At 69.8% G+C, this 25,868-nt stretch carries 22 protein-coding genes and 1 riboswitch; of the genes, 15 read left to right on the top strand and 7 right to left on the bottom strand.

Translation table 11 applies throughout. The features are described 5' to 3' along the window. Positions 1-171: 171 nt before the first annotated feature. Positions 172-3,297 carry an efflux RND transporter permease subunit gene (locus ACIP94_RS01965; protein WP_402418128.1) on the top strand — a complete coding sequence of 1,042 codons (3,126 nt, stop codon included), beginning with the start codon at positions 172-174 and terminating at the stop codon, positions 3,295-3,297. A gap of 96 nt (positions 3,298-3,393) precedes the next feature. Here the strand turns inward: ACIP94_RS01965 and nadA are convergent, their stop codons facing one another. Then, positions 3,394-4,578 (bottom strand): quinolinate synthase NadA, encoded by a 1,185-nt coding sequence (gene nadA, locus ACIP94_RS01960; RefSeq protein ID WP_402418125.1) that lies wholly within the window; start codon positions 4,576-4,578, stop codon positions 3,394-3,396. 444 nt (positions 4,579-5,022) lie between these two features. Between nadA and ACIP94_RS01955 the strand changes: the two genes are divergently transcribed. Then, positions 5,023-5,379 (top strand): iron-sulfur cluster assembly accessory protein, encoded by a 357-nt coding sequence (locus ACIP94_RS01955; protein WP_055491910.1) that lies wholly within the window; start codon positions 5,023-5,025, stop codon positions 5,377-5,379. A gap of 88 nt (positions 5,380-5,467) precedes the next feature. Here ACIP94_RS01955 and ACIP94_RS01950 read toward each other — a convergent pair whose 3' ends face one another. Together ACIP94_RS01950 and ACIP94_RS01945 are read right to left on the bottom strand one after the other, a co-directional pair. Beyond that, positions 5,468-7,030 carry a hypothetical protein gene (locus ACIP94_RS01950; RefSeq protein WP_402418122.1) on the bottom strand — a complete coding sequence of 521 codons (1,563 nt, stop codon included), beginning with the start codon at positions 7,028-7,030 and terminating at the stop codon, positions 5,468-5,470. A 186-nt stretch (positions 7,031-7,216) separates the two neighbouring features. After that, positions 7,217-7,426, bottom strand: a complete 210-nt coding sequence (locus tag ACIP94_RS01945; RefSeq protein ID WP_402418119.1) for a hypothetical protein — start codon at positions 7,424-7,426, stop codon at positions 7,217-7,219. A gap of 134 nt (positions 7,427-7,560) precedes the next feature. Between ACIP94_RS01945 and ACIP94_RS01940 the strand changes: the two genes are divergently transcribed. Further along, positions 7,561-8,535 (top strand): carbohydrate kinase family protein, encoded by a 975-nt coding sequence (locus tag ACIP94_RS01940; RefSeq protein WP_402418117.1) that lies wholly within the window; start codon positions 7,561-7,563, stop codon positions 8,533-8,535. 48 nt (positions 8,536-8,583) lie between these two features. Here ACIP94_RS01940 and ACIP94_RS01935 read toward each other — a convergent pair whose 3' ends face one another. Beyond that, entirely contained in the window at positions 8,584-9,960 is a 1,377-nt protein-coding gene (locus ACIP94_RS01935; RefSeq protein WP_402418115.1) for a cysteine desulfurase/sulfurtransferase TusA family protein, read from the bottom strand. A 264-nt stretch (positions 9,961-10,224) separates the two neighbouring features. On the opposite strand from ACIP94_RS01935, the gene coxB reads away from it, so the two are divergent. The 4 genes from coxB to ACIP94_RS01915 all read left to right on the top strand — a co-directional run bounded on the left by coxB (position 10,225) and on the right by ACIP94_RS01915 (position 14,716). Next, on the top strand, positions 10,225-11,184 hold the full coding sequence (coxB, locus tag ACIP94_RS01930; protein WP_402418113.1) for a cytochrome c oxidase subunit II: 960 nt from the start codon (positions 10,225-10,227) through the stop codon (positions 11,182-11,184). Beyond that, positions 11,181-12,917: a cytochrome c oxidase subunit I gene (gene ctaD, locus ACIP94_RS01925; protein ID WP_402418111.1), complete on the top strand. Its 1,737-nt coding sequence runs from the start codon at positions 11,181-11,183 to the stop codon at positions 12,915-12,917. Before coxB ends, ctaD begins: the two co-directional genes overlap by 4 nt. Further along, on the top strand, positions 12,914-13,312 hold the full coding sequence (locus ACIP94_RS01920; RefSeq protein ID WP_402418109.1) for a cytochrome c oxidase subunit 4: 399 nt from the start codon (positions 12,914-12,916) through the stop codon (positions 13,310-13,312). The genes ctaD and ACIP94_RS01920 overlap by 4 nt, the downstream gene beginning before the upstream one ends. Positions 13,313-13,441: 129 nt before the next feature. Continuing rightward, entirely contained in the window at positions 13,442-14,716 is a 1,275-nt protein-coding gene (locus ACIP94_RS01915; protein ID WP_402418107.1) for an Ig-like domain-containing protein, read from the top strand. A 178-nt stretch (positions 14,717-14,894) separates the two neighbouring features. Here the strand turns inward: ACIP94_RS01915 and ACIP94_RS01910 are convergent, their stop codons facing one another. Beyond that, on the bottom strand, positions 14,895-15,296 hold the full coding sequence (locus ACIP94_RS01910; protein WP_402418105.1) for a hypothetical protein: 402 nt from the start codon (positions 15,294-15,296) through the stop codon (positions 14,895-14,897). Positions 15,297-15,475: 179 nt separating this feature from the next. Here ACIP94_RS01910 and ACIP94_RS01905 point away from each other — a divergent pair, with 179 nt between their 5' ends. The 6 genes from ACIP94_RS01905 to ACIP94_RS01880 all read left to right on the top strand — a co-directional run bounded on the left by ACIP94_RS01905 (position 15,476) and on the right by ACIP94_RS01880 (position 22,754). Beyond that, positions 15,476-16,096, top strand: a complete 621-nt coding sequence (locus ACIP94_RS01905) for a heme-copper oxidase subunit III (protein ID WP_365166417.1) — start codon at positions 15,476-15,478, stop codon at positions 16,094-16,096. Between the two features lie 113 nt (positions 16,097-16,209). Beyond that, complete coding sequence (locus tag ACIP94_RS01900) at positions 16,210-17,022, top strand: c-type cytochrome (protein WP_402418103.1); 813 nt, start codon at positions 16,210-16,212, stop codon at positions 17,020-17,022. Beyond that, positions 17,019-18,077, top strand: coding sequence for a Rieske 2Fe-2S domain-containing protein (locus ACIP94_RS01895; RefSeq protein WP_402418101.1), 1,059 nt, complete (start codon positions 17,019-17,021; stop codon positions 18,075-18,077). The genes ACIP94_RS01900 and ACIP94_RS01895 overlap by 4 nt, the downstream gene beginning before the upstream one ends. Next, a complete protein-coding gene (locus tag ACIP94_RS01890; RefSeq protein ID WP_402418099.1) occupies positions 18,074-19,735 on the top strand; it encodes a cytochrome bc complex cytochrome b subunit in 1,662 nt (553 codons plus the stop codon). Before ACIP94_RS01895 ends, ACIP94_RS01890 begins: the two co-directional genes overlap by 4 nt. Positions 19,736-19,869: 134 nt before the next feature. Continuing rightward, positions 19,870-20,934, top strand: coding sequence for an anthranilate phosphoribosyltransferase (trpD, locus tag ACIP94_RS01885; RefSeq protein ID WP_402418097.1), 1,065 nt, complete (start codon positions 19,870-19,872; stop codon positions 20,932-20,934). A gap of 130 nt (positions 20,935-21,064) precedes the next feature. Continuing rightward, positions 21,065-21,181: riboswitch (SAM riboswitch) on the top strand. A 211-nt stretch (positions 21,182-21,392) separates the two neighbouring features. Continuing rightward, entirely contained in the window at positions 21,393-22,754 is a 1,362-nt protein-coding gene (locus tag ACIP94_RS01880) for an aminotransferase class V-fold PLP-dependent enzyme (RefSeq protein ID WP_402418095.1), read from the top strand. Positions 22,755-22,808: 54 nt separating this feature from the next. Here the strand turns inward: ACIP94_RS01880 and ACIP94_RS01875 are convergent, their stop codons facing one another. Both ACIP94_RS01875 and ACIP94_RS01870 read right to left on the bottom strand, forming a co-directional pair. Then, positions 22,809-23,090: an Lrp/AsnC family transcriptional regulator gene (locus ACIP94_RS01875; protein ID WP_402418093.1), complete on the bottom strand. Its 282-nt coding sequence runs from the start codon at positions 23,088-23,090 to the stop codon at positions 22,809-22,811. Positions 23,091-23,210: 120 nt separating this feature from the next. After that, positions 23,211-23,906: a rhomboid family intramembrane serine protease gene (locus ACIP94_RS01870; RefSeq protein WP_402418091.1), complete on the bottom strand. Its 696-nt coding sequence runs from the start codon at positions 23,904-23,906 to the stop codon at positions 23,211-23,213. Positions 23,907-24,062: 156 nt separating this feature from the next. Between ACIP94_RS01870 and ACIP94_RS01865 the strand changes: the two genes are divergently transcribed. Both ACIP94_RS01865 and ACIP94_RS01860 read left to right on the top strand, forming a co-directional pair. Beyond that, positions 24,063-24,302, top strand: coding sequence for a hypothetical protein (locus ACIP94_RS01865; RefSeq protein WP_402418089.1), 240 nt, complete (start codon positions 24,063-24,065; stop codon positions 24,300-24,302). Positions 24,303-24,336: 34 nt separating this feature from the next. Further along, on the top strand, positions 24,337-25,686 hold the full coding sequence (locus ACIP94_RS01860; RefSeq protein WP_402418087.1) for an NYN domain-containing protein: 1,350 nt from the start codon (positions 24,337-24,339) through the stop codon (positions 25,684-25,686). The last annotated feature ends 182 nt before the right edge of the window (positions 25,687-25,868 follow it).

The following is a 25,868-nucleotide window of genomic DNA, read 5'->3' as shown; positions in this document are numbered from 1 at the left end:
CATCCACGGGTGGAGCGGGCTCCGTCGGGCCGTACTGCGCCCGCAGTAGGAGGGGCCCGAGGAACGGGACCTCGGGGCGAGGGAACCACCCCGTGCGATGCCTCAGGGTAATAGGGGGCGCACCTGTGTGCCCCTGACCTTCCGCTCAGCCACAGAGAGAGACGCCGACCCATGTCCTGGCTGTCACGATTCAGCCTCGCGCAACGGGCCCTGATAGCGCTGATGTCCATCGTCGCGCTCGTCTTCGGGGCGATCGCGATCCCGCAGCTCAAGCAGCAGCTCCTGCCCACCATCAACCTGCCCGTCGTGTCCGTCCTGGCGCCGTACCAGGGGGCGTCCCCCGACGTGGTCGAGAAGCAGGTCGTCGAGCCCCTCGAGAACACCCTCCAGGCCGTCTCCGGCATCAAGGGCGTCACCTCCACGGCGAGCGAGGGCAACGCCGTCATCATGGCGTCCTTCGACTACGGCAACGACACCAAGCAGCTCGTCGCCGATGTCCAGCAGGCCGTCAACCGGGCCCGCATCAAGCTCCCGGACTCGGTCGACCCGCAGGTGATCGCCGGTTCGACGGACGACATCCCGACCGTCGTTCTCGCCGTCACCTCGGACAAGGACCAGCAGGCCCTGTCCGACCAGCTCGACAAGACCGTCGTGCCCGCGCTGAAGGACATCTCGGGCGTCGGCCAGGTGACCGTCAACGGCGTACGGGACCTTCAGGTCACGGTCACGCCCGACAACGCGAAGCTCGCCCGGTCGGGGCTGACCCCGGCCGCACTGGGCCAGGCCCTGCAGGCGGGCGGCGCCACGGTCCCCGCGGGCTCCTTCGACGAGAACGGGGGCAACCGCACGGTCCAGGTCGGCGGCGGATTCACCTCGCTGCGGCAGATCGAGGACCTGATGGTCACCGGCGAGCCCGGCAAGAAGCCCGTACGCCTCGGTGACATCGCCACGGTCCGGCAGCAGGAGGCCAAGGCCGACTCGATCACCCGCACCGACGGCAAGCCGAGCCTCGCCGTGGCCGTCACCATGGACCACGACGGCAGCGCGGTCGCCATCTCCAAGGCCGTCCGGGACAAGCTGCCGGACCTGCGCAAGGACCTCGGCTCCGGCTCCACGATCACCGTGGTCAGCGACCAGGGACCGGCGGTCTCCAAGTCCATCGACGGTCTGACCACCGAGGGCGCGCTGGGTCTGCTCTTCGCGGTCCTGGTGATCCTGCTCTTCCTGGCCTCGGTGCGTTCCACCCTCGTCACGGCGGTCTCGATCCCGCTGTCGGTCGTGCTGGCCCTGATCGTGCTGTGGACGCGCGACGTGTCGCTGAACGTGCTCACGCTCGGCGCGCTGACCATCGCCATCGGCCGGGTCGTCGACGACTCGATCGTGGTCCTGGAGAACATCAAGCGGCACCTCGGCTACGGCGAGGAGCGGCAGACGGCGATCCTCACCGCCGTCCGCGAGGTGGCCGGCGCGGTGACCTCGTCCACCCTGACGACGGTGGCGGTCTTCCTGCCGATCGGTCTGGTCGGCGGCATGGTGGGCGAGCTGTTCGGCTCGTTCTCCCTCACCGTGACGGCGGCCCTGCTGGCCTCGCTGCTGGTGTCGCTGACGGTCGTCCCGGTCCTGTCGTACTGGTTCCTGCGCGCTCCGAAGACCATGCCCGAGGACGCGGGCGAGGCGCGCCGGGTCGCCGAGGAGAAGGAGGCGAGGAGCCGGCTCCAGCGCTTCTACGTGCCGGTGCTGCGCTTCGCCACCCGTCGCCGCCTCACCAGCGTGGCCATCGCGGCGGTCGTTCTGATCGGCACCTTCGGCATGGCGCCGCTGCTGAAGACGAACTTCTTCGACCAGGGCGAGCAGCAGGTGCTCACCGTCAAGCAGAAGCTCAGGCCGGGCACGAGCCTGGCGGCGACGGACGCCCAGGCCAAGAAGGTCGAGCAGATGCTCTCCGGGGTGAAGGGCGTCAAGGACTACCAGGTCACCGTCGGTTCGTCCGGCTTCATGGCCGCCTTCGGCGGGGGCACCGGCAGCAACCAGGCGTCGTACACGGTCATGCTGGACGACTCCGCGAAGTACAAGGACGTGCAGACCCGCGTCGAGGACGGTCTGGCCAGGCTCTCCGGGATCGGTACGACCACGGTGTCGGCCGGGGACGGGTTCGGCAACCAGGACCTGAGCGTGGTCGTGAAGGCGGCCGACGCGGATGTGCTGCGCACGGCGTCGGAGCAGGTCCGGGCCGAGGTCGCGAAGCTCAAGGACGTCACGGATGTGTCGAGCGACCTGGCGCAGAGCGTGCCGCGCGTCTCGGTCCAGGCCAACTCCCGCGCGGCGGCGGCCGGTTTCAACGACCAGACGCTCGGCGCCGCGGTCGCCCAGGCCGTGCAGGGCACCACGACCGGCAAGGCGATCCTGGACGACACCGAGCGGGACATCGTCATCAAGGCGGCGAAGCCCGCGCAGACGCTGGACCAGCTGAAGCAGCTTCAGCTCGGCCCGGTGAGGCTGGGTGACATCGCGACGGTGAAGCTGGTGGACGGCCCGGTGTCGATGACCCGGATCGACGGCCAGCGCGCGGCGACGATCACGGCGCGCCCGACCGGCGACAACACGGGCGCGGTGAGCGCGGACCTCCAGGCGAAGATCAAGGCGCTGAAGCTCCCGGCGGGCGCGAAGGCCGAGATCGGCGGTGTCTCGCAGGACCAGAGCGACGCCTTCAAGAACCTGGGCCTCGCGATGCTGGCCGCGGTGGCCATCGTGTTCATGCTGCTGGTCGCCACGTTCCGCAGCCTGGCCCAGCCGCTGATCCTGCTGGTCTCCATCCCGTTCGCGGCGACCGGCGCGATCGGTCTCCTGGTCGCCACGGGCACCCCGATGGGCGTGCCGGCGATGATCGGCATGCTGATGCTGATCGGCATCGTGGTGACCAACGCGATCGTGCTGATCGACCTGATCAACCAGTACCGCAAGCAGGGCCACGGCGTGGTGGAGGCCGTGATCGAGGGCGGCCGCCACCGTCTGCGCCCGATCCTGATGACGGCCCTGGCCACCATCTTCGCGCTCCTCCCGATGGCCCTGGGTGTCACGGGCGAGGGCGGTTTCATCGCCCAGCCGCTGGCCGTGGTGGTGATCGGCGGCCTCGTCACGTCGACGCTGCTGACGCTTCTGCTGGTGCCGACCCTCTACGCGACGCTGGAGCTCCGCAAGGAGCGCCGCGCGAAGAAGAGGGCGGCGAAGCGGGCGAAGAAGGCGGGGGCACCGGTCGAGCAGGCGGAGTCCGGGGAGCCGGAGCCCGCGGGGGTGTAGTGCCCCGGGTATGAGTGACCGAAGGCCCGGCCCGCACGAACGTGCGAGCCGGGCCTTGGCGTGTGCGGGCGGACGGAGAGCCGGCCCGGCGAGCGGCTACGGCAGCGCGAGCATCCGCTCCAGGGCGAGCTTCGCGAACGCCTCGGTCTCCTTGTCCACCTCGATGCGGTTGACCAGGGTGCCCTCGGCCAGCGACTCCAGCGCCCACACCAGGTGGGGCAGGTCGATGCGGTTCATCGTCGAGCAGAAGCAGACCGTCCTGTCGAGGAAGACGATCTCCTTGCCCTCCGGCGCGAAACGGTTCGCCAGCCGGCGGACGAGGTTCAGCTCCGTGCCGATGGCCCACTTGGAGCCCGCGGGGGCGGCCTCCAGCGCCTTGATGATGTACTCCGTCGAACCGACGTAGTCCGCGGCGGCCACGACCTCGTGCCGGCACTCCGGGTGCACCAGCACGTTCACCCCCGGGATCCGCTCCCGCACGTCGTTCACCGACTCGAGGTTGAAGCGGCCGTGCACCGAGCAGTGACCGCGCCACAGGATCATCTTCGCGGCGCGCAGCTCCTCGGCGGTCAGCCCGCCGTTCGGCTTGTGCGGGTTGTAGACCACGCAGTCGTCCAGCGACATGCCCATGTCGCGCACCGCCGTGTTGCGGCCCAGGTGCTGGTCGGGCAGGAAGAGGACCTTCTCCCCCTGCTGGAACGCCCACTCCAGGGCCCGCCGGGCGTTCGACGACGTGCAGATGGTGCCGCCGTGCTTGCCGGTGAACGCCTTGATGTCCGCGGACGAGTTCATGTACGAGACCGGGACGACCTGCTCGGCGATGCCCGCCTCGGTGAGCACGTCCCAGCACTCGGCGACCTGCTCGGCGGTCGCCATGTCGGCCATGGAGCAGCCGGCCGCCAGGTCCGGCAGGACGACCTTCTGGTCGTCCGACGTCAGGATGTCAGCCGACTCCGCCATGAAGTGCACACCGCAGAAGACGATGTACTCGGCCTCCGGGCGGGCCGCCGCGTCCCGGGCCAGCTTGAAGGAGTCGCCCGTGACGTCGGCGAACTGGATGACCTCGTCGCGCTGATAGTGGTGGCCGAGCACGAAGACCTTGTCGCCGAGCTTCTCCTTGGCCGCGCGGGCGCGCGCGACCAGGTCCGGGTCGGACGGCGAGGGCAGGTCGCCGGGACACTCGACTCCCCGTTCGCTCTTGGGGTCGGCCTCACGGCCGAGCAGCAGGAGGGCGAGGGGCGTCGGCTGTACGTCGAGCTCCTGGGTCTGGGCGGTGGTCACCTCACGCACCCTTTCTGTTCTGCGGCTCGCCGCCCGAAGAGGGACGGCGGGACATGCGGGACAAAGCCTTTTCGTCGAATTGACGCTATCTATCATAACCGCTTCATGTCAGTTTGACGATGGCCATAGTGTCGATGTGACGTGAATCCCGGCCCGGTCCGCTGCCCGCCCCAGAGGCCCCAAGCCGTACGACGGCGATCCGCCCCGTCGCCTGGCGGCACTCCACGCCTCATACGGCGGCGGTACGCAGGCCCGTACGCAGGCCGTACGACGGGGGCGCGGCGGTGTCACCCGGCCGTCCACAGGCCGGTGTCCATGTTCCGGGGCATGTGCGAGCATGAAGGGGGGAAGCGAGAAGAAACGCGCTCGGCCTGGAATGAATCCGTGGCCATGCCGGTTGCACTCGTCGGCAAGCAGTCTCCGTACAACCCGGGAGAGATGTAGATGTCCGTACAGGACGAGACCACCACCGTCACCGACGGCATCATCCTGACCGACGCCGCCGCGGCCAAGGTCAAGGCCCTGCTCGACCAGGAAGGCCGTGACGATCTGGCGCTGCGGGTCGCGGTCCAGCCCGGCGGCTGCTCCGGCCTGCGCTACCAGCTCTTCTTCGACGAGCGCTCGCTCGACGGCGACGTGGAGAAGGACTTCGGCGGAGTCAAGGTCGTCACCGACCGGATGAGCGCCCCGTACCTGGGCGGCGCCACCATCGACTTCGTCGACACGATCGAGAAGCAGGGCTTCACCATCGACAACCCGAACGCGACGGGCTCCTGCGCCTGCGGCGACTCCTTCAGCTGAGCAAGCCGGCGCCTCACCGGTACGCGCTGATGCACGAAGGCGGCGTCCCCTCCGCGGGGACGCCGCCTTCGTTCTGCGGGAACCGTCGTCAGCGGGGGGCCATCGACCCCGCCCCGCCCGTCGACGCCTTCGGCAGCGTGTCCGCCGAGTCCTTGGGGATCGGCGTGCCGTCCGAGTCCACCACCCGGCGGTCGCCGAGCGGCGCGTTCAGGTGCAGCGTCGTGTGGTAGATCTTGGCGATCATGGCGCAGACCCTGCCCTGCCAGGGCGTCTCGGTCACGGTCACCGTCACCCGGTCGGAGTCCTCACGCACGAATGCCGCGTAGTCGGCGCACACCCCGCCCTCGTAGGCGATGGTGAGGTCCCGGCCGTCGGCGGTGTAGCCCAGCACCTTCACCTCACGGTGCGTCGGCGCGGGTGAGGGCCGGTTCCCCGGTCCGCTCGTCGACGGGCTCGGCTGCGGGACCGGCGCCCCGCTCGCCCCGCCCGTCGGCCGAGGGGCCACCAGATACCGCGGATCGACCGCGGGATACGTCACCGTGAAGGTGTCGCCGCTCCCCGAGGCCCCCGTCCCCCGCACCGCGAACAGCCATGACGGCACCAGCACCGCCTTCCCGCTCACCGCGTGCACGGCCAGTCCGAACACCGCGCCCTCCACGGACGCCGACGCACGCTGCGAGGCGGCCGGGCCCGCCGTGCACGGCTTCTCGTCCCGGTCCCTGACCGGTACGGGTCCGGGGCAGCCGCCGATGCCCTTGCGGCCGTACGACGACGGCGCGCCGTTCATCAGGTCCAGCGTCTTGCGCGCGCCGAGCACGGGATAGACGGCCCCCTTCACCGGTGCCACGAGATTGCCGCTGCCGCCGATGACCCTGCCCTCGGAGCTGATCCGCAGCCCGGTCGTCCAGCCGTGCGTGGGCAGCCCGCCCACCACCGGTTCGGCGTTCACCACCCGCACCCGGTCCATGAGCTGGGACGCGTCCAGCTTCGCGTCGTCCTGGCCGACAGCCTTGAGCACGGGAGCGGCCGCCTGCCGCGCCGCCTCCTCGCTCACCGGGCCCGGCCGCACCCCCGCGGTCCCGGACCCGACGGGCCGGCACATCGTGCCCCGGGGGCAGTTGTCGGTGCCCGGCACAGAGGAGCTGAATGTCCAGGTGCCCGGTCCGTCCCGGTTGACCCGCAGATTCGGCTCCGCGCTGTCCTTCGCCGCCCCCACCTGCCAGGTGTCTTTGACGAGCCTCGGAGTGCCGCCGAGGTCCAGCGCCTTGGCGAGCCGGGCCACCTGGTCCTGGGTCACCCGGCCCTTCGCCCAGTACACCGGCGCCGACCTCGGCCCGTCGGGGAGCGTGCCCCGGACGGTGTACGTGGTGCCGTAGGGGTTGGGCTCGCCCACGGCGATGCCCGGTGTGGCGCCCTCGCTCGAGCCGTCGAGGGCCAGGGCCGGGGGAGTGCCGTCGCCGCCCGGCGCCGGGGAGCCGCCAAGCCCGCCGGACGCGCTCGCGGCGAGGAAGGCCCCGCCGCCGCCGACGAGCAGAACCGCCGCCGCGACCGAGGCGACCACCGCGGGGGAGCGCCGGCGCGGCGTGGCAGCGCCCGTGTCCTCGGTGACGTCGGGTGCGCCGTTCGTGTCGTCGGGTCGCTCGGTGCTCACCGCATCGCTCCTTCGGCTCCACTGCTGTCCCGGAGGACCCCGCCGCACCCGAAAGGAGCACCCAGAGGTCGTACCCCGCCTCCCCATCAAAGGGGACGGCGATGGGACGCGCGGGGGGAGCGCGCGGTTCCCTCATGGCGCGCCCGGGGCCGAGGGGACCCGGGCGCGTTCCCGGAGGCGGACCGGTCAGTCCCCGTAGTCGGACATCGCCTCCAGCAGACGCGCCGAGGCGGGCGGCACGCTGACGCCGTGGATCAGGGAGGGGGAGACCGGCCGGGAGGCGCTCTTGCCGGGCGGGGCCCAGTGCGGGACCATCCGGGCGCAGTCGCCGCGCAGCGCCGCCAGGCCTCCCTCGGGATCAAGCGGTCCGGTGCCGTGGAATTCGGGCTTCGTCATAGCGGAACCGTAGGCACGCTGAAGGCGAAGGCGAAAGATCTACTATTGGGTAGTTTCGCCTGCTTCAGTGGAACGGGTCGACCGGGTAGCGTGAACTGTCAATCCCCCCTCCTCCACAGGAGCGTGTCCTCGCCGTGCGTATCGCAGTCACCGGCTCCATCGCCACCGACCACCTCATGACCTTCCCCGGTCGTTTCGCCGATCAGTTCGTCGCGGACCAGTTGCACACGGTCTCGCTGTCCTTCCTGGTCGACCGTCTCGACGTACGCCGGGGCGGAGTGGGCGCGAACATCGCCTTCGGCATGGGTCAGCTCGGCACCCGGCCGGTCCTGGTCGGCGCGGCAGGCTCGGACTTCGACGAGTACCGTGCCTGGCTGGACCGGCACGGGGTGGACACGGCCTCCGTCCGGATCTCCGACACCCAGCACACGGCCCGCTTCGTCTGCACCACCGACGCCGACCACAACCAGATCGGCTCCTTCTATACCGGCGCGATGAGCGAGGCCCGGCTCATCGAACTCAAGACGGTCGCCGACCGGGTGGACGGCCTGGACCTGGTGCTGATCGGCGCGGACGACCCTGAGGCGATGCTGCGCCACACGGAGGAGTGCCGCTCCCGGTCCATCCCCTTCGCCGCGGACTTCTCGCAGCAGATCGCGCGGATGAACGGCGACGAGATCCGGATACTGCTGGACGGGGCGACCTACCTCTTCTCCAACGAGTACGAGAAGGGGCTCATCGAGAACAAGACCGGCTGGAGTGACACCGAGATCCTGGCCCGGGTGGGCCACCGGGTGACCACGCTCGGCTCGCGGGGCGTGCGCATCGAGCGGTCCGGCGACGACCCGATCGAGGTCGGCGTGCCCGAGGAGACGGCCAAGGTCGACCCGACGGGTGTCGGCGACGCCTTCCGCGCGGGCTTCCTGTCGGGCCTCGCCTGGGGTGTCTCGCTGGAGCGCGCCGCCCAGGTCGGCTGCATGCTCGCGACCCTGGTCATCGAGACGCTGGGCACCCAGGAGTACCAGCTGCGCAGGGCCCACTTCATGGACCGCTTCACCAAGGCCTACGGCGACGAGGCCGCGCTCGAGGTCCAGGAACACCTGGCCTGACCGCCGGACCCGCCCGCCTGCGGGGCGATGGAGACCATACGGGGCGGTTCAGGAGAGCCGGCGGACCAGATAGGCGGAGCCCCGTTCCGCCGGCTCCTCGCCCACGAACTGCTGTTCCCGCATCTCGCACCACGCCGGGATGTCGAGCCGGGCCGCCTCGTCGTCCGCGAGCACGCGTACGGTGCCGCCCACCGGGACGTCCCCGATGACCTTCGCCAGTTCGATCACCGGGATCGGGCACCGCTTGCCGAGGGCGTCCACGACGAGGGCCTCCTCGTGCGCGGCCGTCCGCGGAGCCGGGGCGCCGAGCTTCTCGCGCACCGTCGCCACCACGCCCGGCAGCACCGAAAGGAACCGGTCGACTTCCCCGGCCGCGACCCCCGGCGGCAGCGACACCCGGACGTTGCCCTCGCTCAGCACCCCCATCGCCTTCAGCACATGGCTCGGGGTCAGCGTGCTGCTGGTGCAGGACGAGCCCGACGAGACGGAGAAGCCCGCCCGGTCCAGCTCGTGCAGCACCGTCTCCCCGTCGACATAGAGACACGAGAAGGTGACGATCCCGGGCAGCCGCCGGACCGGGTCGCCCACCACCTCCACATCGGGCACCAGCTCCGGCACCCGGGCCCGGATTCGCTCCGTCAGCCCCCGCAGCCGGGCCGCCTCTTCGGCCGCCTCCGTCCGCACCGCCCGCAGCGACGCCGCGGCCGCCACGATGGCCGGGATGTTCTGGAAGCCGGCCGCCCGTCCCGACTCCCGCTCGTCCACGGGTCCTTGAGGCGCGAACCGCACGCCCTTGCGGACGGCGAGAAGCCCGACCCCCGAGGGCCCGCCCCATTTGTGCGCGCTCGCGGTCAGCAGCGACCAGCCGCCCTCCACCGAGCCCCAGCCCAGTGACTGCGCGGCGTCCACCAGCAGCGGCACCCCGGCCGTCCGGCACACCTCGGCCACCTCGGCCACCGGCTGCACCGTGCCCACCTCGTGGTTGGCCGACTGCAGGCACGCCAGGGCGGTGTCCGGGCGCAGCGCCGCCCCGTACGCCTCGGCCTCGGCCCGGCCCGCCCGGGAGACCGGCACCCGGGTCACCGTTCCCCCCGCTGCCTCGAACGCCTCCGCCGAATGAAGGACAGAGGAGTGTTCGACGGCGGACACGATCAGGTGACGTCCGACCCGGCGGCGGCCGGCCAGCGCTCCCTCGATCCCGGAGTGCACCGCCCGGGTGCCCGATGAGGTGAACACCAGCTCGTCCGGGCGGCAGCCCACCGCCTCGGCGGCGGTCTCACGCGCCGCGTCCAGCAGCAGCCGGGCCCGCCGTCCCTCGCGGTACAGCCGGGCGGGGTCGGCCCACCCCTCGTCCACGGAGGCCAGCAGGGCCTGACGGGCGACGGGATGCAGCGGAGCGGCGGAGGCGGCGTCGAAGTAGGACACACCGCAACGCTAACTCCTGCGCACCTCAGGGCCCCTCGCGGCGGCCGAAGGACCCGTCAGGAGAGCCCCACAACCAGGCACTCCCTCCCTTCGGGGTGTCCGGCGGCGCGTTGGGCACCCTCCCCGCGCGACCCCAAATGGCGTCCAGTAGGGTTTGGTCCGCATAAACATCCAAACCCCTGCCCGACGCAGGGCGGCGACCGACCAGCGAGAAGGCCAGGCCGCAGCCGTACAGCGCGGGCGAGACTCTCGGGAAGGCGCTACGTGAGTCCCAACGGCTCCGACCGCTCGCCGCGGCGCCCGATGCGGCGGAAGCTGCTGCAGGCACTGACCGCGGGCCTGGTCCTGGCGACCGCCACCGGTTGCACATACAAGGACTTCCCCCGCCTTGGTATGCCCACCCCGACCACGGAGGAGGCTCCCCGGATCCTCTCCCTGTGGCAGGGGTCCTGGGCGGCCGCGCTCGCCGTCGGCGTGCTGGTGTGGGGCCTGATCCTGTGGAGCGCCATGTTCCACCGGCGCAGCCGCACCAAGATCGAAGTTCCTGCGCAGACCCGGTACAACATGCCCATCGAGGCGCTGTACACCGTGGTCCCGCTGATCATTGTCTCGGTGCTCTTCTACTTCACCGCCCGTGACGAGTCGAAGCTCCTCAGCCTCGACAAGAAGCCCGACGTCACCATCAACGTCGTCGGCTACCAGTGGAGCTGGGGCTTCAACTACGTCACCCCCGTCAGCGGGGTGACCGGTGACGCCAAGACCGATCCGAACCTGAACGCGATCCCGGACCGGTTCAAGAAGGACTTCCCGGCGAACGCCGGCGGTGTCTACGACTTCGGTACGCCGGGCACACGGAACCCGCAGACCAACAACCCCGGCCCGACCCTCTGGCTCCCCAAGGGCAAGACGGTCCGCTTCGTCCTGACCTCGCGCGATGTCATCCACTCCTTCTGGGTGCTGCCGTTCCTGATGAAGCAGGACGTCATTCCGGGCCACACCAATGCCTTCCAGGTGACCCCCAACATGGAGGGCACCTTCCGCGGCAAGTGCGCCGAGCTCTGCGGCGTCGACCACTCCCGAATGCTGTTCAACGTGAAGGTCGTCTCGCCCCAGCGTTACGAGCAGCACCTCAAGGACCTGGCGAAGAAGGGGCAGACCGGTTACATCCCCGCGGGCATCGCGCAGACGAGCCACGAGAAGAACCGGGAGACGAACAACCTGTGAGCATCCTCAACGAACCCCAGGGTGCCGCCGCAGCCGCAGGCTCATATGAGAACGAGCTGCCGGTCAGGCGCAAGAATCCCGGCAATGTCGTCGTCAAGTGGCTGACCACCACGGACCACAAGACGATCGGCACGCTGTATCTGGCGACGTCGTTCGCGTTCTTCTGCATCGGCGGTGTGATGGCGCTCCTCATGCGCGCCGAGCTCGCCCGGCCGGGTCTGCAGATCATGTCGAACGAGCAGTTCAACCAGGCGTTCACGATGCACGGCACGATCATGCTGCTGATGTTCGCGACGCCGCTGTTCGCCGGCTTCACGAACTGGATCATGCCGCTCCAGATCGGTGCGCCCGACGTGGCGTTCCCGCGGCTGAACATGTTCGCCTACTGGCTCTACCTGTTCGGCTCGCTCATCGCGGTCGGTGGCTTCCTCACGCCGCAGGGCGCGGCCGACTTCGGCTGGTTCGCCTACAGCCCGCTGTCGGACGCGGTCCGCTCGCCGGGCGTCGGCGCCGACATGTGGATCATGGGTCTGGCCTTCTCCGGCTTCGGCACGATCCTCGGCGCGGTCAACTTCATCACGACGATCATCTGCATGCGCGCACCCGGTATGACCATGTTCCGCATGCCGATCTTCGTGTGGAACGTGCTGCTGACCGCTGTGCTCGTCCTGCTGGCCTTCCCGGTGCTCGCGGCCGCGCTGTTCGCCCTGGAGGCGGACCGCAAGTTCGGCGCGCATGTGTTCGACGCGACCAATGGCGGCGCCCTACTGTGGCAACACCTCTTCTGGTTCTTCGGCCATCCAGAGGTGTACATCATCGCGCTACCGTTCTTCGGCATCATCTCCGAGATCATCCCGGTCTTCAGCCGTAAGCCGATGTTCGGTTACATGGGCCTGGTCGGCGCGACCATCGCCATCGCCGGTCTGTCGGTGACGGTGTGGGCGCACCACATGTACGTCACCGGTGGCGTGCTGCTGCCGTTCTTCTCCTTCATGACGTTCCTCATCGCCGTCCCGACCGGTGTGAAGTTCTTCAACTGGATCGGCACGATGTGGAAGGGCTCGCTGTCCTTCGAGACACCGATGCTCTGGGCGACCGGCTTCCTGATCACCTTCACGTTCGGTGGTCTGACCGGTGTCATCCTGGCCTCGCCGCCGATGGACTTCCACATCTCCGACTCGTACTTCGTGGTGGCGCACTTCCACTACGTGGTCTTCGGTACGGTCGTCTTCGCCATGTTCGCCGGCTTCCACTACTGGTGGCCGAAGTTCACCGGCAAGATGCTCGACGAGCGCCTCGGCAAGATCACCTTCTGGACGCTCTTCGTCGGCTTCCACGGCACGTTCCTGGTGCAGCACTGGCTGGGCGCCGAGGGTATGCCGCGACGCTACGCGGACTACCTCGCGGCTGACGGCTTCACCGCCCTGAACACGATCTCGACGATCTGCTCGTTCCTGCTCGGCCTGTCGATCCTGCCGTTCTTCTACAACGTGTGGAAGACGGCGAAGTACGGCAAGCCGGTGGGCGTGGACGACCCGTGGGGCTACGGCCGTTCGCTGGAGTGGGCGACTTCCTGCCCGCCGCCGCGGCACAACTTCCTCACGCTGCCGCGGATCCGCTCCGAATCCCCCGCTTTCGACCTGCACCACCCGGAGATCGCCGCGCTCGAGCAGCTCGAGCACGCGGGCGCGGGCAGCAAGGCCGTCGCTGGTGGCAAGGAGGCCGGCAAGTGAAAATCCAGGGCAAGATGTTCCTCTGGCTGGCGGTCTTCCTGCTGGTCATGGCCATCGTCTACGGCCTGTGGTCGAAGGAGCCGGCGGGTACCACCGCGCTGTTCCTGGCCTTCGGCCTGAGCGTGATGATCGGCTACTACCTGGCCTTCACGGCCCGGCGGGTCGACGCGGGCGCCCAGGACAACAAGGAGGCCGACGTCGCGGACGACGCCGGTGAGGTCGGCTTCTTCAGCCCGCACAGCTGGCAGCCGCTCGCCCTCGGTATCGGTGGCGCCCTCGCCTTCCTGTCCATCGCGATCGGCTGGTGGCTGATGTACTTCTCCGCCCCGCTGATCCTGGTCGGCCTGTGGGGCTGGGTCTTCGAGTACTACCGCGGCGAGAACCGCACCCAGTAACACGCGCCCAGCGCACGGGAGCCCGGACACTCTCCGAAGTGTCCGGGCTCCCTCTTTTGCCGCGTTTCGCGTCCCCCGCACGGCTCTCCCGGCGCGCCGCGCCCGAGCGGGCTTCATAGCGTTACGGTCATGAGCCACTCAGTGTTCTTCCGGGGGCCACGACGCCGCACCGTCGTCGGCTGCACCCTGCTGCTGATATCCCTCGCCGCGGGCCCCGTCGCCTGCGGCGTCGACGGCGACCCGCTCGCCGCGCATCCCTTCGACGCGGCGGACCAGATCGCGTACAACGCCCCTGACGACAACGACAAGAAGGCCGATCCCGACAAGCCCCTGGAGATCACCGCCTCGGACTCGGACGGGCGCATCACGGACGTCACGGCCGTGGACGCCCGAGGGCGCTACCTGGCCGGTGAACTCAGCGCCGACGGCAGCCGTTGGCACAGCACCGCACCGCTGGCCGCCGGCACCCACTACACGGTGCGGGTGAGCACGGAGGACGAGGACGGCGCACCGGGCCGCAAGGTGCTCGAGTTCGACACCGCCGTCCCGAAGAGCAAGAAGATGCTGAACGTCGCTCTCGGTCCCGACACCGGCACCTACGGCGTCGGTCAGCCCGTCACCGCCCAACTCAGCGAGCCCGTCAAGGACAAGGCGTCCCGTGCGATCGTCGAGCGCGCCCTCAAGGTGGACTCGGCGCCCGCGGTCGACGGCTCCTGGTACTGGGTGGACGACAAGACGCTGCACTACCGTCCCAAGGACTACTGGCCCGCCCACGCCACCGTCACGGTGCACAGCGACCTCGCGGGCGTGAAGGTCGCGGACCGTCTGTGGGCCGCCGACAGCAAGCCCGTGCAACTCACCGTGGGCGACCGCCTCATCGCCGTCACGGACGCCGCCGCGCACCGGATGACGGTCTACAAGAACGACCAGGTGCTCCGGCGGATCCCCGTCACCACCGGCAGGCCCGGCTACGACACCCGCAACGGGATCAAGGTCATCCTGGCCAAGCAGCCCGCCGTACGGATGCGCGGGACGACCATCGGCATCTCCAGGAACTCCGGCGACTCCTTCGATCTGATGGTCTATTGGGCGGCCCGGGTGACCTGGAGCGGCGAGTATGTGCATGCCGCGCCCTGGTCCGTCGACTACCAGGGGTACGCCAACGTCAGCCACGGCTGCACCGGCATGACCACCGGCAACGCCCACTGGTTCTTCGACACCGTGCGGCTGGGCGACATCGTCCAGGTCGTCAACTCCCGGGGCCGGCAGATGGACCCCTTCGGCAACGGCTACGGCGACTGGAACCTCGACTGGGACAAATGGAGCAAGGGCAGCGCGCTGATCCCGGACAAGCCTGGCCCGAGCCCGGCGGACATCGCAAGGCTGCGCCCGCAGGCCGTGTGACCGGTGCGCCCGTGCCCCGGCAAGGGGCGCGGGGCCGGGGTGATGTCAGGCGGGTGCGCCGACGCGGGCGCGAGGGGCCGCCAGGGCGCCCGTGAGCGCCGTGTCAGGCCCCGCGGGCCCCTGGCCGCGGCTTCGGCCGCCCAGCACCGTCACGCGCCGGCAGGCGCCCCAGGCACCGTCACGCGCTCGCCAGGGCCCGCCGGCGCAGCAGCGAAGCGAGCGCGGAGGCCAGCTCCACGGGCTCCACCGGCAGCGCCACGGCGGCATCGGCCCGGCTCCACGTCGCCAGCCAGGCATCCTGTGGGCGCGCGATGAGCATCAGCACCGGAGGGCAGTTGAAGATCTCGTCCTTGATCTGCCGGCACACGCCCATGCCGCCCATCGGCACGGCCTCGCCGTCCAGCACGCACACGTCGATGCCGCCCTTGTCCAGCTCCCTGACGACCGCGTCGGGCGTCGCGCACTCCAGGAACCGGACCTCGGGGACGTCCGGCGCCGGCCTGCGCCCGGCGGCAAGCCGCACCTGCTCGCGCGTGCGGGAGTCGTCGCTGTAGACCAGCACCGTGGCGGTCGGCTGCATGCTTCCTCCGGGACGTCAGCGTCGTACGGAACGGACCGTTCGGGGCGGATGCTACTCCCTTGAACACCGGGTCAACAGCGGTCCGCGCATGGCTTCGATGGGCCATACGGGCCCACCACACGCTGCGGACACTCCGAACGGCACCCCCCGGAGTGAGGGCGGGATAAGCGCCCGACATAATGTCGGTCGTGGCGACAGCAACGACAGTAGAAACCGGGCACGCGCACCCGTCGGTCAACCGGCCGAACCTCACCAGCGTCGGAACCATCATCTGGCTGAGTTCCGAGCTGATGTTCTTCGCGGCCCTCTTCGCGATGTACTTCACCCTGCGATCGGTGACGGGTCCGACGCACTGGAAGGCGATGGCGAGCCATCTCAACCTTCCGTTCTCGGCGACCAACACCACGATCCTGGTGCTCTCCTCGCTGACCTGCCAGCTCGGCGTGTTCGCGGCCGAGCGCGGTGACGTGAAGAAGCTCCGTGGCTGGTTCATCCTCACCTTCATCATGGGTGCGATCTTCGTCGGCGGGCAGATCTTCGAGTACACCGAGCTGGTCAAGAAGGACGGCCTCTCGCTGTCCTCGGACCCGTACGGCTCGGTGTTCTACCTGACCACCGGCTTCCACGGCCTGCACGTGACGGGTGGTCTCATCGCCTTCCTGCTGGTCCTCGGCCGCACCTACGCGGCCAAGAGGTTCACCCACGAGCAGGCGACCGCCGCCATCGTCGTGTCCTACTACTGGCACTTCGTCGATGTCGTCTGGATCGGCCTCTTCGCCACGATCTACCTGATCAGGTAATCGGTGGTCGGCCGCGGCGAACGGTCACCCGATCGGGGAGAACCGATCGCCCGCGACGCTCCGATCCATTTCCAGAAGCATCGACGCAGAAGATCCTGACACCGGGGTAATCCGTGAAAAAGCTCTCCGCACGACGACGCCATCCGCTGGCGGCTGTCGTCGTCCTACTCCTCGCGCTGGCGGCCACCGGGGGGCTGTATGCCGCGTTCGCGCCCGCGAGCAAGGCTCAGGCCGATGAAACCTCCCAGTCCCTCGCCATCGAGGAGGGCAAGAAGCTCTACCAGGTGGGCTGCGCCAGCTGCCACGGCACCGGCGGTCAGGGCAGCTCCGACGGTCCGAGCCTGGTCGGCGTCGGCGCCGCGGCCGTGGACTTCCAGGTGGGCACCGGCCGTATGCCGGCCGCCACCTCTCAGGGTCCCCAGGTGGTGAAGAAGAGGAACATCTACAGCCAGGCCCAGATCGACCAGCTCGCGGCGTACATCGCCTCGCTCGGCGCCGGCCCGGCCGTGCCGACGAAGAACGACTACAGCCCCGAGGGTGCCGACATCGCCAAGGGCGGCGAGATCTTCCGCACCAACTGCGCGCAGTGCCACAACATCACGGGCGAGGGCGGTGCCCTGTCGCACGGCAAGTTCGCGCCGAGCCTCGCGGGCGTCGAGCCGAAGCACATCTACGAGGCCATGCAGACCGGCCCGCAGAACATGCCGTCCTTCCCCGACACCACGCTGTCGCAGCAGAACAAGAAGGACATCATCGCCTACATCAAGGCGGTCAACGGTGACCAGACCGAGAACCCCGGCGGTCTCGACCTGGGCGGTCTCGGCCCGGTCTCCGAGGGCCTCTTCGCCTGGATCTTCGGACTGGGCGCGCTGATCGCGGTCGCCGTCTGGGTCGCCGCTCGGACCGCAAAGGCCAAGAAGTCATGAGTAGCCAAGACATTCCCGAAGAGAACCTGCCCGCTGAGCAGGACACCGAGGCCGGTGCCGTAGCGGTCGCGGACGAGGAGAACCCGTTCGCCGACCCGGGCCTGCCGCCCCACGAGCACCGGATCCAGGACATCGACGAGCGGGCCGCCAAGCGCTCCGAGCGCACGGTCGCCATGCTGTTCACCGTGTCGATGCTGGCCACGCTCGGCTTCATCGCGTCGTACGTCACGATCCCGAACGACAAGGCCATCTACGTCTTCCCGATCGGGCACATCAGCGCGATGAACTTCGCGCTGGGCCTGACGCTGGGCGTGGCGCTGTTCACGATCGGCGCGGGCGCGGTCCACTGGGCCCGCACCCTGATGTCCGACGTCGAGGTCGCCGACGAGCGTCACCCGATCGAGGCGCCGCCGGAGGTCAAGGCGAAGGTCCTCGCCGACTTCCAGGCGGGTGCCAGGGAGTCGCAGCTCGGCCGTCGCTCGCTGATCCGGAACACGATGTTCGGCGCGCTGGCCCTGGTGCCGCTCTCCGGCCTGTTCCTGCTGCGTGACCTCGGCCCGCTGCCCGGCACCAAGCTGCGCCACACTCTGTGGTCCAAGGGCAAGCTCCTCGTCAACATGAACACGAACCAGCCGCTGCGTCCCGCGGACCTGGCGGTCGGCTCGCTCACCTTCGCCAAGCCCGAGGGCCTGGAGGAGACCAACGAGGACTTCCAGAAGCAGATCGCGAAGGCCGCCCTGATGCTCGTCCGGCTCCAGCCGGAGAACATCAAGGACAAGAAGGAACTCTCGTGGTCCCACGAGGGCATCGTGGCCTACTCGAAGATCTGCACCCACGTCGGTTGCCCGATCTCCCTGTACGAGCAGCAGACGCACCATGTCCTCTGCCCGTGCCACCAGTCCACCTTCGACCTCTCCGACGGTGGCCGGGTCATCTTCGGCCCGGCTGGTCACGCCCTGCCGCAGCTGCGCATCGGCGTCAACGCGGACGGCTACCTCGAGGCGCTCAGCGACTTCGAAGAGCCCGTCGGTCCTGCTTTCTGGGAGCGCGGATGAGCACTTCATCGAGCAACACGAGTCGGTCTGCCGCTGACGCGGCGGGCGCTTCGCGCGGAAGGGCACCGGCCGGCGAGCGCGTCGCCGACTGGGCCGACGGCCGCCTGGGGATCTACTCCCTGGCCAAGTCGAACTTGCGCAAGATCTTCCCCGACCACTGGTCGTTCATGTTGGGTGAGGTCTGCCTCTACAGCTTCATCATCATCATCCTCACGGGTGTGTATCTGACGCTGTTCTTCCACCCCTCGATGAACGAGGTGGTGTACCACGGCAGTTACGTGCCCCTGCAGGGCCAGCTGATGAGCGAGGCGTTCAACTCGGCGCTGCACATCAGCTTCGACGTGCGCGGCGGTCTGCTGATCCGGCAGATCCACCACTGGGCGGCGCTGATCTTCCTCGCCGGCATGTTCGTGCACATGATGCGCGTGTTCTTCACGGGCGCGTTCCGCAAGCCGCGTGAGATCAACTGGCTGTTCGGCTTCCTGCTGTTCGTCCTGGGCATGTTCACCGGCTTCACCGGCTACTCGCTTCCGGACGACCTGCTCTCCGGCACCGGTGTCCGCTTCATGGAGGGCGCGATCCTGTCCGTGCCGATCGTCGGCACCTACCTGTCGTTCTTCCTCTTCGGCGGCGAGTTCCCGGGCGGCGACTTCGTGGCCCGCTTCTACTCGATCCACATCCTGCTGCTGCCGGGCATCATGCTCGGTCTCGTGGTCGGCCACCTGATCCTGGTCTTCTACCACAAGCACACGCAGTTCGCGGGTCCCGGAAAGACGAACAACAACGTCGTCGGCATGCCGCTGCTGCCGGTCTACATGGCCAAGGCCGGAGGCTTCTTCTTCCTGGTCTTCGGTGTCATCGCGGCCATCGCGGCGATCGCGCAGATCAACCCGATCTGGGCCATCGGCCCCTACCGCCCGGACCAGGTCTCCACGGGCGCCCAGCCCGACTGGTACATGGGCTTCTCCGAGGGTCTCATCCGTACGATGCCGGGCTGGGAGATCAACGTCTGGGGCCACACGCTCGTCCTGGGCGTGTTCGTCCCGCTGATGATCTTCCCGCTGGTCCTGGTCGCCATCGGTGTCTACCCCTTCATCGAGTCCTGGATCACCGGCGACAAGCGCGAGCACCACATCCTGGACCGCCCGCGGAACGCGCCGACGCGTACGGCCTTCGGTGTCGCGTGGATCTCCTGGTACTTCGTGCTGCTGCTCGCCGGCGGCAACGACATCTGGGCCACGCACTTCCACCTGTCGATCAACGCGATCACCTGGTTCGTCCGCATCGCCTTCTTCGTGGTGCCGGTGCTCGTGTTCGTCGTCACCAAGCGGATCTGCCTCGGCCTCCAGCGCCGCGACCGCGACAAGGTGCTGCACGGCCGTGAGTCGGGCATCATCAAGCGGCTGCCGCACGGTGAGTTCATCGAGGTCCACGAGCCGCTCAGCCAGGAGCAGCTGCACACGCTCACGGCGCACGAGCAGTACAAGCCGGCCGAGATCGGCCCGACGGTCGACGAGAACGGTGTCGAGCGGAAGGTCAGGGGCTCGGAGAAGCTCCGTGCCAGGCTGAGCAACGCCTACTACGGGGAGGACAGCCAGATCCCCAAGCCCACGGTCGAGGAGTACAAGGAGATCACGAGCGGCCACGGCCACCACTGATCGCTGCGCGCGCCACGCCACGGTCGAAGGGCCCCGTCCATGCCGGACGGGGCCCTTTGCCGTGCCCTGGGCTGGATAGGGTGGACCTGTTCGAGAAATGTGTCCCGAGCGGGACACCGACCCAGGAGCGGCTTATGAGCGCTGTGAACCCCGCTGGAGGCGACACCGCGGCGGGCCGTTCCTGGCCCCGGGTGCTGAACGCGCTGCTGGACGGCCACGACCAGAGCGTGGACGACACGGCCTGGGCGATGGACCGCATCATGCGCGGCGAGGCGACGGACGCGCAGATCGCCGCCTTCGTCGTCGCGCTGCGGGCCAAGGGCGAGACGGTCGAGGAGATCACCGGGCTCGTGCGGGCGATGTACGAGCACGCGAATGTGATCGAGGTACCGGGTCCGGCGGTCGACATCGTCGGTACGGGCGGCGACGGCGCGAAGACGGTCAACATCTCCACGATGTCCTCGATCGTGGTGGCCGGCACGGGCGCGAAGGTCGTCAAGCACGGCAACCGGGCCGCGTCCTCCGCGTCCGGCTCCTCGGACGTGCTGGAGAAGCTCGGCATCAATCTGGACCTCACCCCGCGACGGACGGCCGAGGTGGCCGAGGAGGCCGGGATCACGATCTGCTTCGCGGTGAGGTTCCACCCGGCGCTGCGGCATGTGGCCGCGGCGCGTGGGCAGCTCGGGATCCGTACGACGTTCAACGTGCTGGGCCCGCTGACCAACCCGGCCAGGGTGAAGGCACAGGCGGTGGGTGTCGCGGATCCGCGGATGGCGCCGATCGTGGCGGGGGTCCTCGCCGAACGCGGGAACTCCTCCCTGGTCTTCCGTGGCGACGACGGACTGGACGAGCTGACGACGACCTCCACGTCCCGGGTGTGGGTGGTCCGCGACGGCAAGGTCACCGAGGAGTCCTTCGACCCCCGGGACGTCGGCATCGAGCGGGTGCCGGTCGAGGCGTTGCGCGGGGCCGACGCCTCCTACAACGCCGATGTGGCGCGGCGCCTGCTGGACGGCGAGACCGGGCCGGTCAGGGACGCGGTGCTGTTGAACTCGGCGGCGGCCCTGGTGGCCCTGGAGCCGACCGGGGCGCCCCTGGCCGGGCAACTGCGCGCGGGGATGGAGAAGGCGGAGGAGTCGATCGACTCGGGCGCCGCGAAGCGAACGCTGGAACGCTGGGTGGCCGCAAGCCACCGATGAGCCCCAGGGCGAGGGGGAGCGCGGCGCGGCCGGGCTCCCCCTTTCGCATGCCGCCGGGAAACAGGGCGTATGTCCCGGCATCCGGACACGTGTTGCGGCCGGCCGATCATGTCGCGTAGCGTCCTGCCCAGGTCATGAGCGACAGCCATGCGGCCCCGGCCGGCTGTCCGGCAACCCTCCGTCCGTGGCGGGGTGCCCCGGGTGAAGACCAGGTCGTGGGCAGCGAGGTCCACGGCAAGCGCGGACCCCTCGCACGCTTCGCATGAGCGTGGGGCCAGGGGTCCTGGTCGTTCGAGGGAGCCTTCCGTGAGCAAGCGAATGCGCTAGGGCCGCAGAGCCCCGCCTCCGCATCCCCTTTTCACCTTTTTCACCCTTTTCCCGCGCCGTCGACGCGAGCCCGCGCCCTTGCGCGCGCCCTCCGGCGCGGTGATCCCTTCTGCCTTCACGGGAGTGCACCCATGTCCGTCTCCACCCTTGCCGCCGACCCCTACGTTTGCGCCCCGCTGCCCGTTCTGGGCAGGGATGTCAGCGTCCCGCTCGTCACGGGCGGCACCGTCACCTACGCCGCGCTCGACTACGCGGCCAGCGCCCCGGCGCTCCAGCGGGTCTGGGACGACGTGGCGGCGTACGCGCCGTACTACGGCAGCGTCCACCGCGGCGCCGGGTATCTGTCGCAGCTGTCCACCGACCTCTTCGAGAACGCCCGCCGGACCGTCGCAAAGTTCCTCGACTGCCGCGAGGCGGACCAGGTGATCTTCACCCGGTCCACCACCGACTCGCTCAACCTGCTCGCCGCCGCCCTGCCGGCCGACTGCCAGGTCCTCGTCTTCGAGACCGAGCACCACGCCTCGCTGCTGCCCTGGCGGGACGCCCGGGTCACCGTCCTCGACGCCCCGCGCACCCCGCAGGGGGCCGTACGGGCCCTGGAACGCGCCCTCGCGGACCGCGACCCCCACGGACCGGCCCTCGTCTGTGTCACCGGCGCCTCCAACGTCACCGGCGAGCTGTGGCCCGTACGCGAGCTGGCGGCGGCCGCCCATGCGCACGGCGCCCGTATCGTCCTGGACGCCGCCCAGCTGGCCCCGCACCACCCCGTGTCGGTCGCGGACCTCGACGTGGACTGGGTCGCCTTCTCCGGCCACAAGCTCTACGCGCCCTTCGGCTCCGGGGTGCTGGCCGGCCGCGCCGACTGGCTGCGCGCGGCCGAGCCCTACCTCGCGGGCGGCGGCGCCAGCCGCAGGGTCACCCGGCGCACGGACGGGGGAGTGGACGTCGACTGGCACGAGACCGCCGCGCGGCACGAGGCCGGTTCGCCCAATGTGATCGGCGCCTACTCCATCGCCTCGGCCTGCAAGGCCCTCACGGAAGCGGGCTTCGACGCGCTCGTCGCCCGTGAGCGGTACCTCATCCGCAAGGTCAGGGAGGGACTCGCCGAGATCCCGGAGGTCAGGGTGCTCTCCCTCTTCGGCGACGACGCGCCCCGCGTCGGCGTCCTCTCGTTCGTCGTCGAGGGCTGGAACAGCTCCCATTTCGCCGCCGCGCTCTCCGCCGAGTACGGCATCGGCGTCCGCGACGGCCTGTTCTGTGCCCATCCGCTGGTGCGCACCCTGCTGGGCGGCGACCCGGGGACCCAGGGCGAGTGCGGCGCGCCCGAGGCCGCTCCCGGCGAGCGGTCCCTGAACGCCATCCGCGTCAGCTTCGGCGCGGGCACGCCCGACGAGCATGTGGAGCGGTTCGTGCGGGCGGTCGCGGAGCTGGTCCGGCACGGCGCGCGGTGGACGTATCGCACACAGGACGGGCGCTGTGTTCCGGCGGTCTGAGGCCCCCGGCCGGTGGACGTCCGTCGAGCCCGGCGCCTGGTTCCGGCCCGGCGCCTAGTTGTCGAGCCCGATCGCGAACGCCGCCTCCAGGTCGTGCTGGGAGTACGTGCGGAAGGCGACGTGTGTATCCGTGCCCAGCACGCCCGGGATCTTGCTGATCCGGCCCGGGATGACGTCCGCCAGGTCGTCGTGTGCCCGCACCCGGACCATGGCGATGAGGTCGTACGTGCCGGTGACGGAGAAGACCTCGCTGACGGAGTCCAGCGCGGCGATCGACTCGGCGATCTCCGGGATCCGGTCCACGCTGGTCTTGATGAGCACGATCGCAGTGATCACGGCTGGCCTTCTCCCTAGGTGCACGCTCGGACCTGTCACTCTAAGACCTGCTCCACCGCTCACCAACAGACGTGCCCCGGCGGCGCGGGGACCGCGCCGCCGGGGCACGTCCGTGTCCGGTCACCGACGCGGCACCAGCACAGGTCTGCGCACCCAGGCGTAGAGGAAGCCCAGCGCGAACCCCACGACATGGGCCAGGTAGGCGACGCCCGGTCCCTGGGCGGCGCGGTCCGCCGCGATCCACTGGAGGGTCGCCCAGAAGGGCAGCACCACCCAGGCGGGAAAGCGCAGCGGCAGGAAGAAAAGGAACGGAAAGAGACTGGTCACCCTGGCTCCCGGGAACAGAAACAGAAACGCGCCGAGCACCGCGGAGATCGACCCCGAGGCCCCGACCAGGGTCTGTGCCGACTGCGCGTGGGCCGCCGCGTACCCGAGGAGCGCCAGATAGCCGCAGCCCCCGTAGAACAGGGCGAACTCCACATGACCCATCCGCTCCTCCGTCATCGCCCCGAAGACATAGAGGAACAGCATGTTGCCCAGCAGATGCACCCAGCTGCCGTGCACGAACAGCGCCGTCGCGGGGGTGAGTGCGGCCCGTGGCGCCCCGCTGAACAGGTCCGCGGGCACCACCCCCCAGCGGGTGAAATAGGCCCGCTGGGCGGCGAGCAGCGCCTCGCCCCGGCCGTAGGCGGGATTCAGGCCCGAGGCCGGCCCCAGCACAAAGATCAGACAGCACAGGACGATCAGTCCGTACGTCACGGGCGCCGACTGTCCCCGCAACGCCCTCCCGGCCGTCCTGCCCCAGGTGCTGATCATGGGACAGAGCATGGCGTAACCGGACCGATCCGCACAGAGTGCCTCGCCGCGTGATACGAGCAGGCGGCGGTCGCCCACCAGGCCGTAGGGTTACGAGCCACACGCTCCAGGGAAACTGGCGCATCACGGAGACTGGAAGAAGGAAGAGCAGCCACGATGACGGTGCCCCTGCCGACCGAGACGACCCGCTGGCGCTGCACGCTCTGCGGCAACCTCACCCGGTTCGACGTGACCCGCTCGTCGAAGGTGGTCGAGTACGTGCATCTCGATCTGGCCGGGGAACCGACGGTCGAGGAGCGCGACGTGGTCAGTGAGACCATCGAGTCGGTGCGTTGCCGCTGGTGCAACGCCCTGGACCAGGTGGAGCTCGTGGACAGGCCGGGCGCCGGCTCCTGACGGAGGCGGCCCCGCACAGGCATTGGGGTGACGGATGGTGGAGACATCGGGCGGGGAGCCGGTCGACGGCACCGCTGAGGTGCTCGACCGTCCGCTGCCCGACGGAGTGCGCCGTCGGGTCGTGCAGATCGTCTCGGACGGCTTCGGCGGGCTGACCCTGGCCGAACTGCCCGCACAGTTGCGGCAGTACGCCCGGTTCGCCCCGAACCGTCGGGCCAAGTTCGCCGGCAACGCCATGGCCGCGGCCGTGGAGACCGACGCGCTCTTCCGGCAACGGATCGCGGAGAAGCTCAGAGAGGCCCAGCCGGAACTGACCGGCGCCCTCGACTCCGGCTCGCCGCCCCCGGCCGCGGACCCGCTCGACGTGGCGGCCGCGGCCTACGTACTGCGCCCGGCGGGCTGGGTGAAGCTGGTGACCGCCGCGGGCGAGGAGGCCCAGCGGGCGGACGCCGAGCGCGCGGACGAGGAGAACCGGGCCGAGCTGGAACGGCTGCGGGCGGAACTGGGCGCCGCCCGCGAGCAGACCCGCGCCGAGACCGAACGGCTGCGCGGGGAGCTGGAGTCGGCCCGTAAGGAAGCCGAATCGCTTCACCGGAAGCTGCGCGCCGCGCTCAGCGATGTCAAGCGCGGCGAGGCAGCCCTGCGCAAGGTGCGGAGCGAGGTCGAGGCCGCACGCGCCGAGGGCCAGGCGCAGCTCTCCGCCGCCGAGAGCGAGACGCGGCGGCTCAAGGGACGGCTCGGCGAGGCGGAGGCCGCCCTGGAGGCCACGCGCCGGGCGGCGCGCGAAGGGCGCAGCGTCGAGGACATGCGCGTACGGCTGCTGCTCGACACCGTGCTGGACGCGGCCCAGGGGCTGCGGCGGGAGCTGGCGCTGCCGCCGGTCTCGGTGCGGCCCGCGGAGACCGTGGACGCGGTCGAACCGGGACGGATGACGCCGAAGGACATCGCCGCCCGGGCGCTGTCCGAGAACGATCCCGCCATCCTCGACCAGCTGCTCGCGCTGCCGCAGGCGCATCTGCTCGTCGACGGGTACAACGTCACCAAGACCGGCTATCCCCAGATGCCGCTGGAGAAGCAGCGGCTCAGACTCCTCGGGCAGCTCTCGCAGCTCGCGGCGCAGACCGGCGCGGAGGTCACCTGCGTCTTCGACGGGGCCGAACTGGCCGCTCCCGTGCTGCTCGCGCCGCCGCGCGGCGTGCGGGTGCTGTTCTCCAAACCGGGCGTCACCGCCGACGAGCTGATCCGTCAACTGGTGCGCGCGGAGCCGCCGGGCCGGCCGGTCATCGTGGTCTCCACCGATCGCGAGGTGGCCGACGGAGTCGCCAGGGCGGGTGCCCGCCCCGTCGCGTCGGTGGTCCTGCTCAAGCGATTTTCCAGGGCATAACGGACTTCCTTGCCGGGCGCGCCCGTTGCCTCGAACACCCCATGGGTCGCCAACGCACCAAGCGCAACATCCGCCGGGCATGCCCGAATTGAGGTGGTCGTGGCGCAACGTAGCGTCAAGGCCGCATCACCCCAGGTGAGTTCCGTGCAAAGAATGCATTGCGTGACGGGAATTTTCCCGCT

It is taken from the genome of Streptomyces sp. NPDC093261 (genome assembly GCF_044753645.1).
Lineage (GTDB): Bacteria > Actinomycetota > Actinomycetes > Streptomycetales > Streptomycetaceae > Streptomyces.
This window is presented reverse-complemented; position numbering and strand designations above follow the sequence as displayed.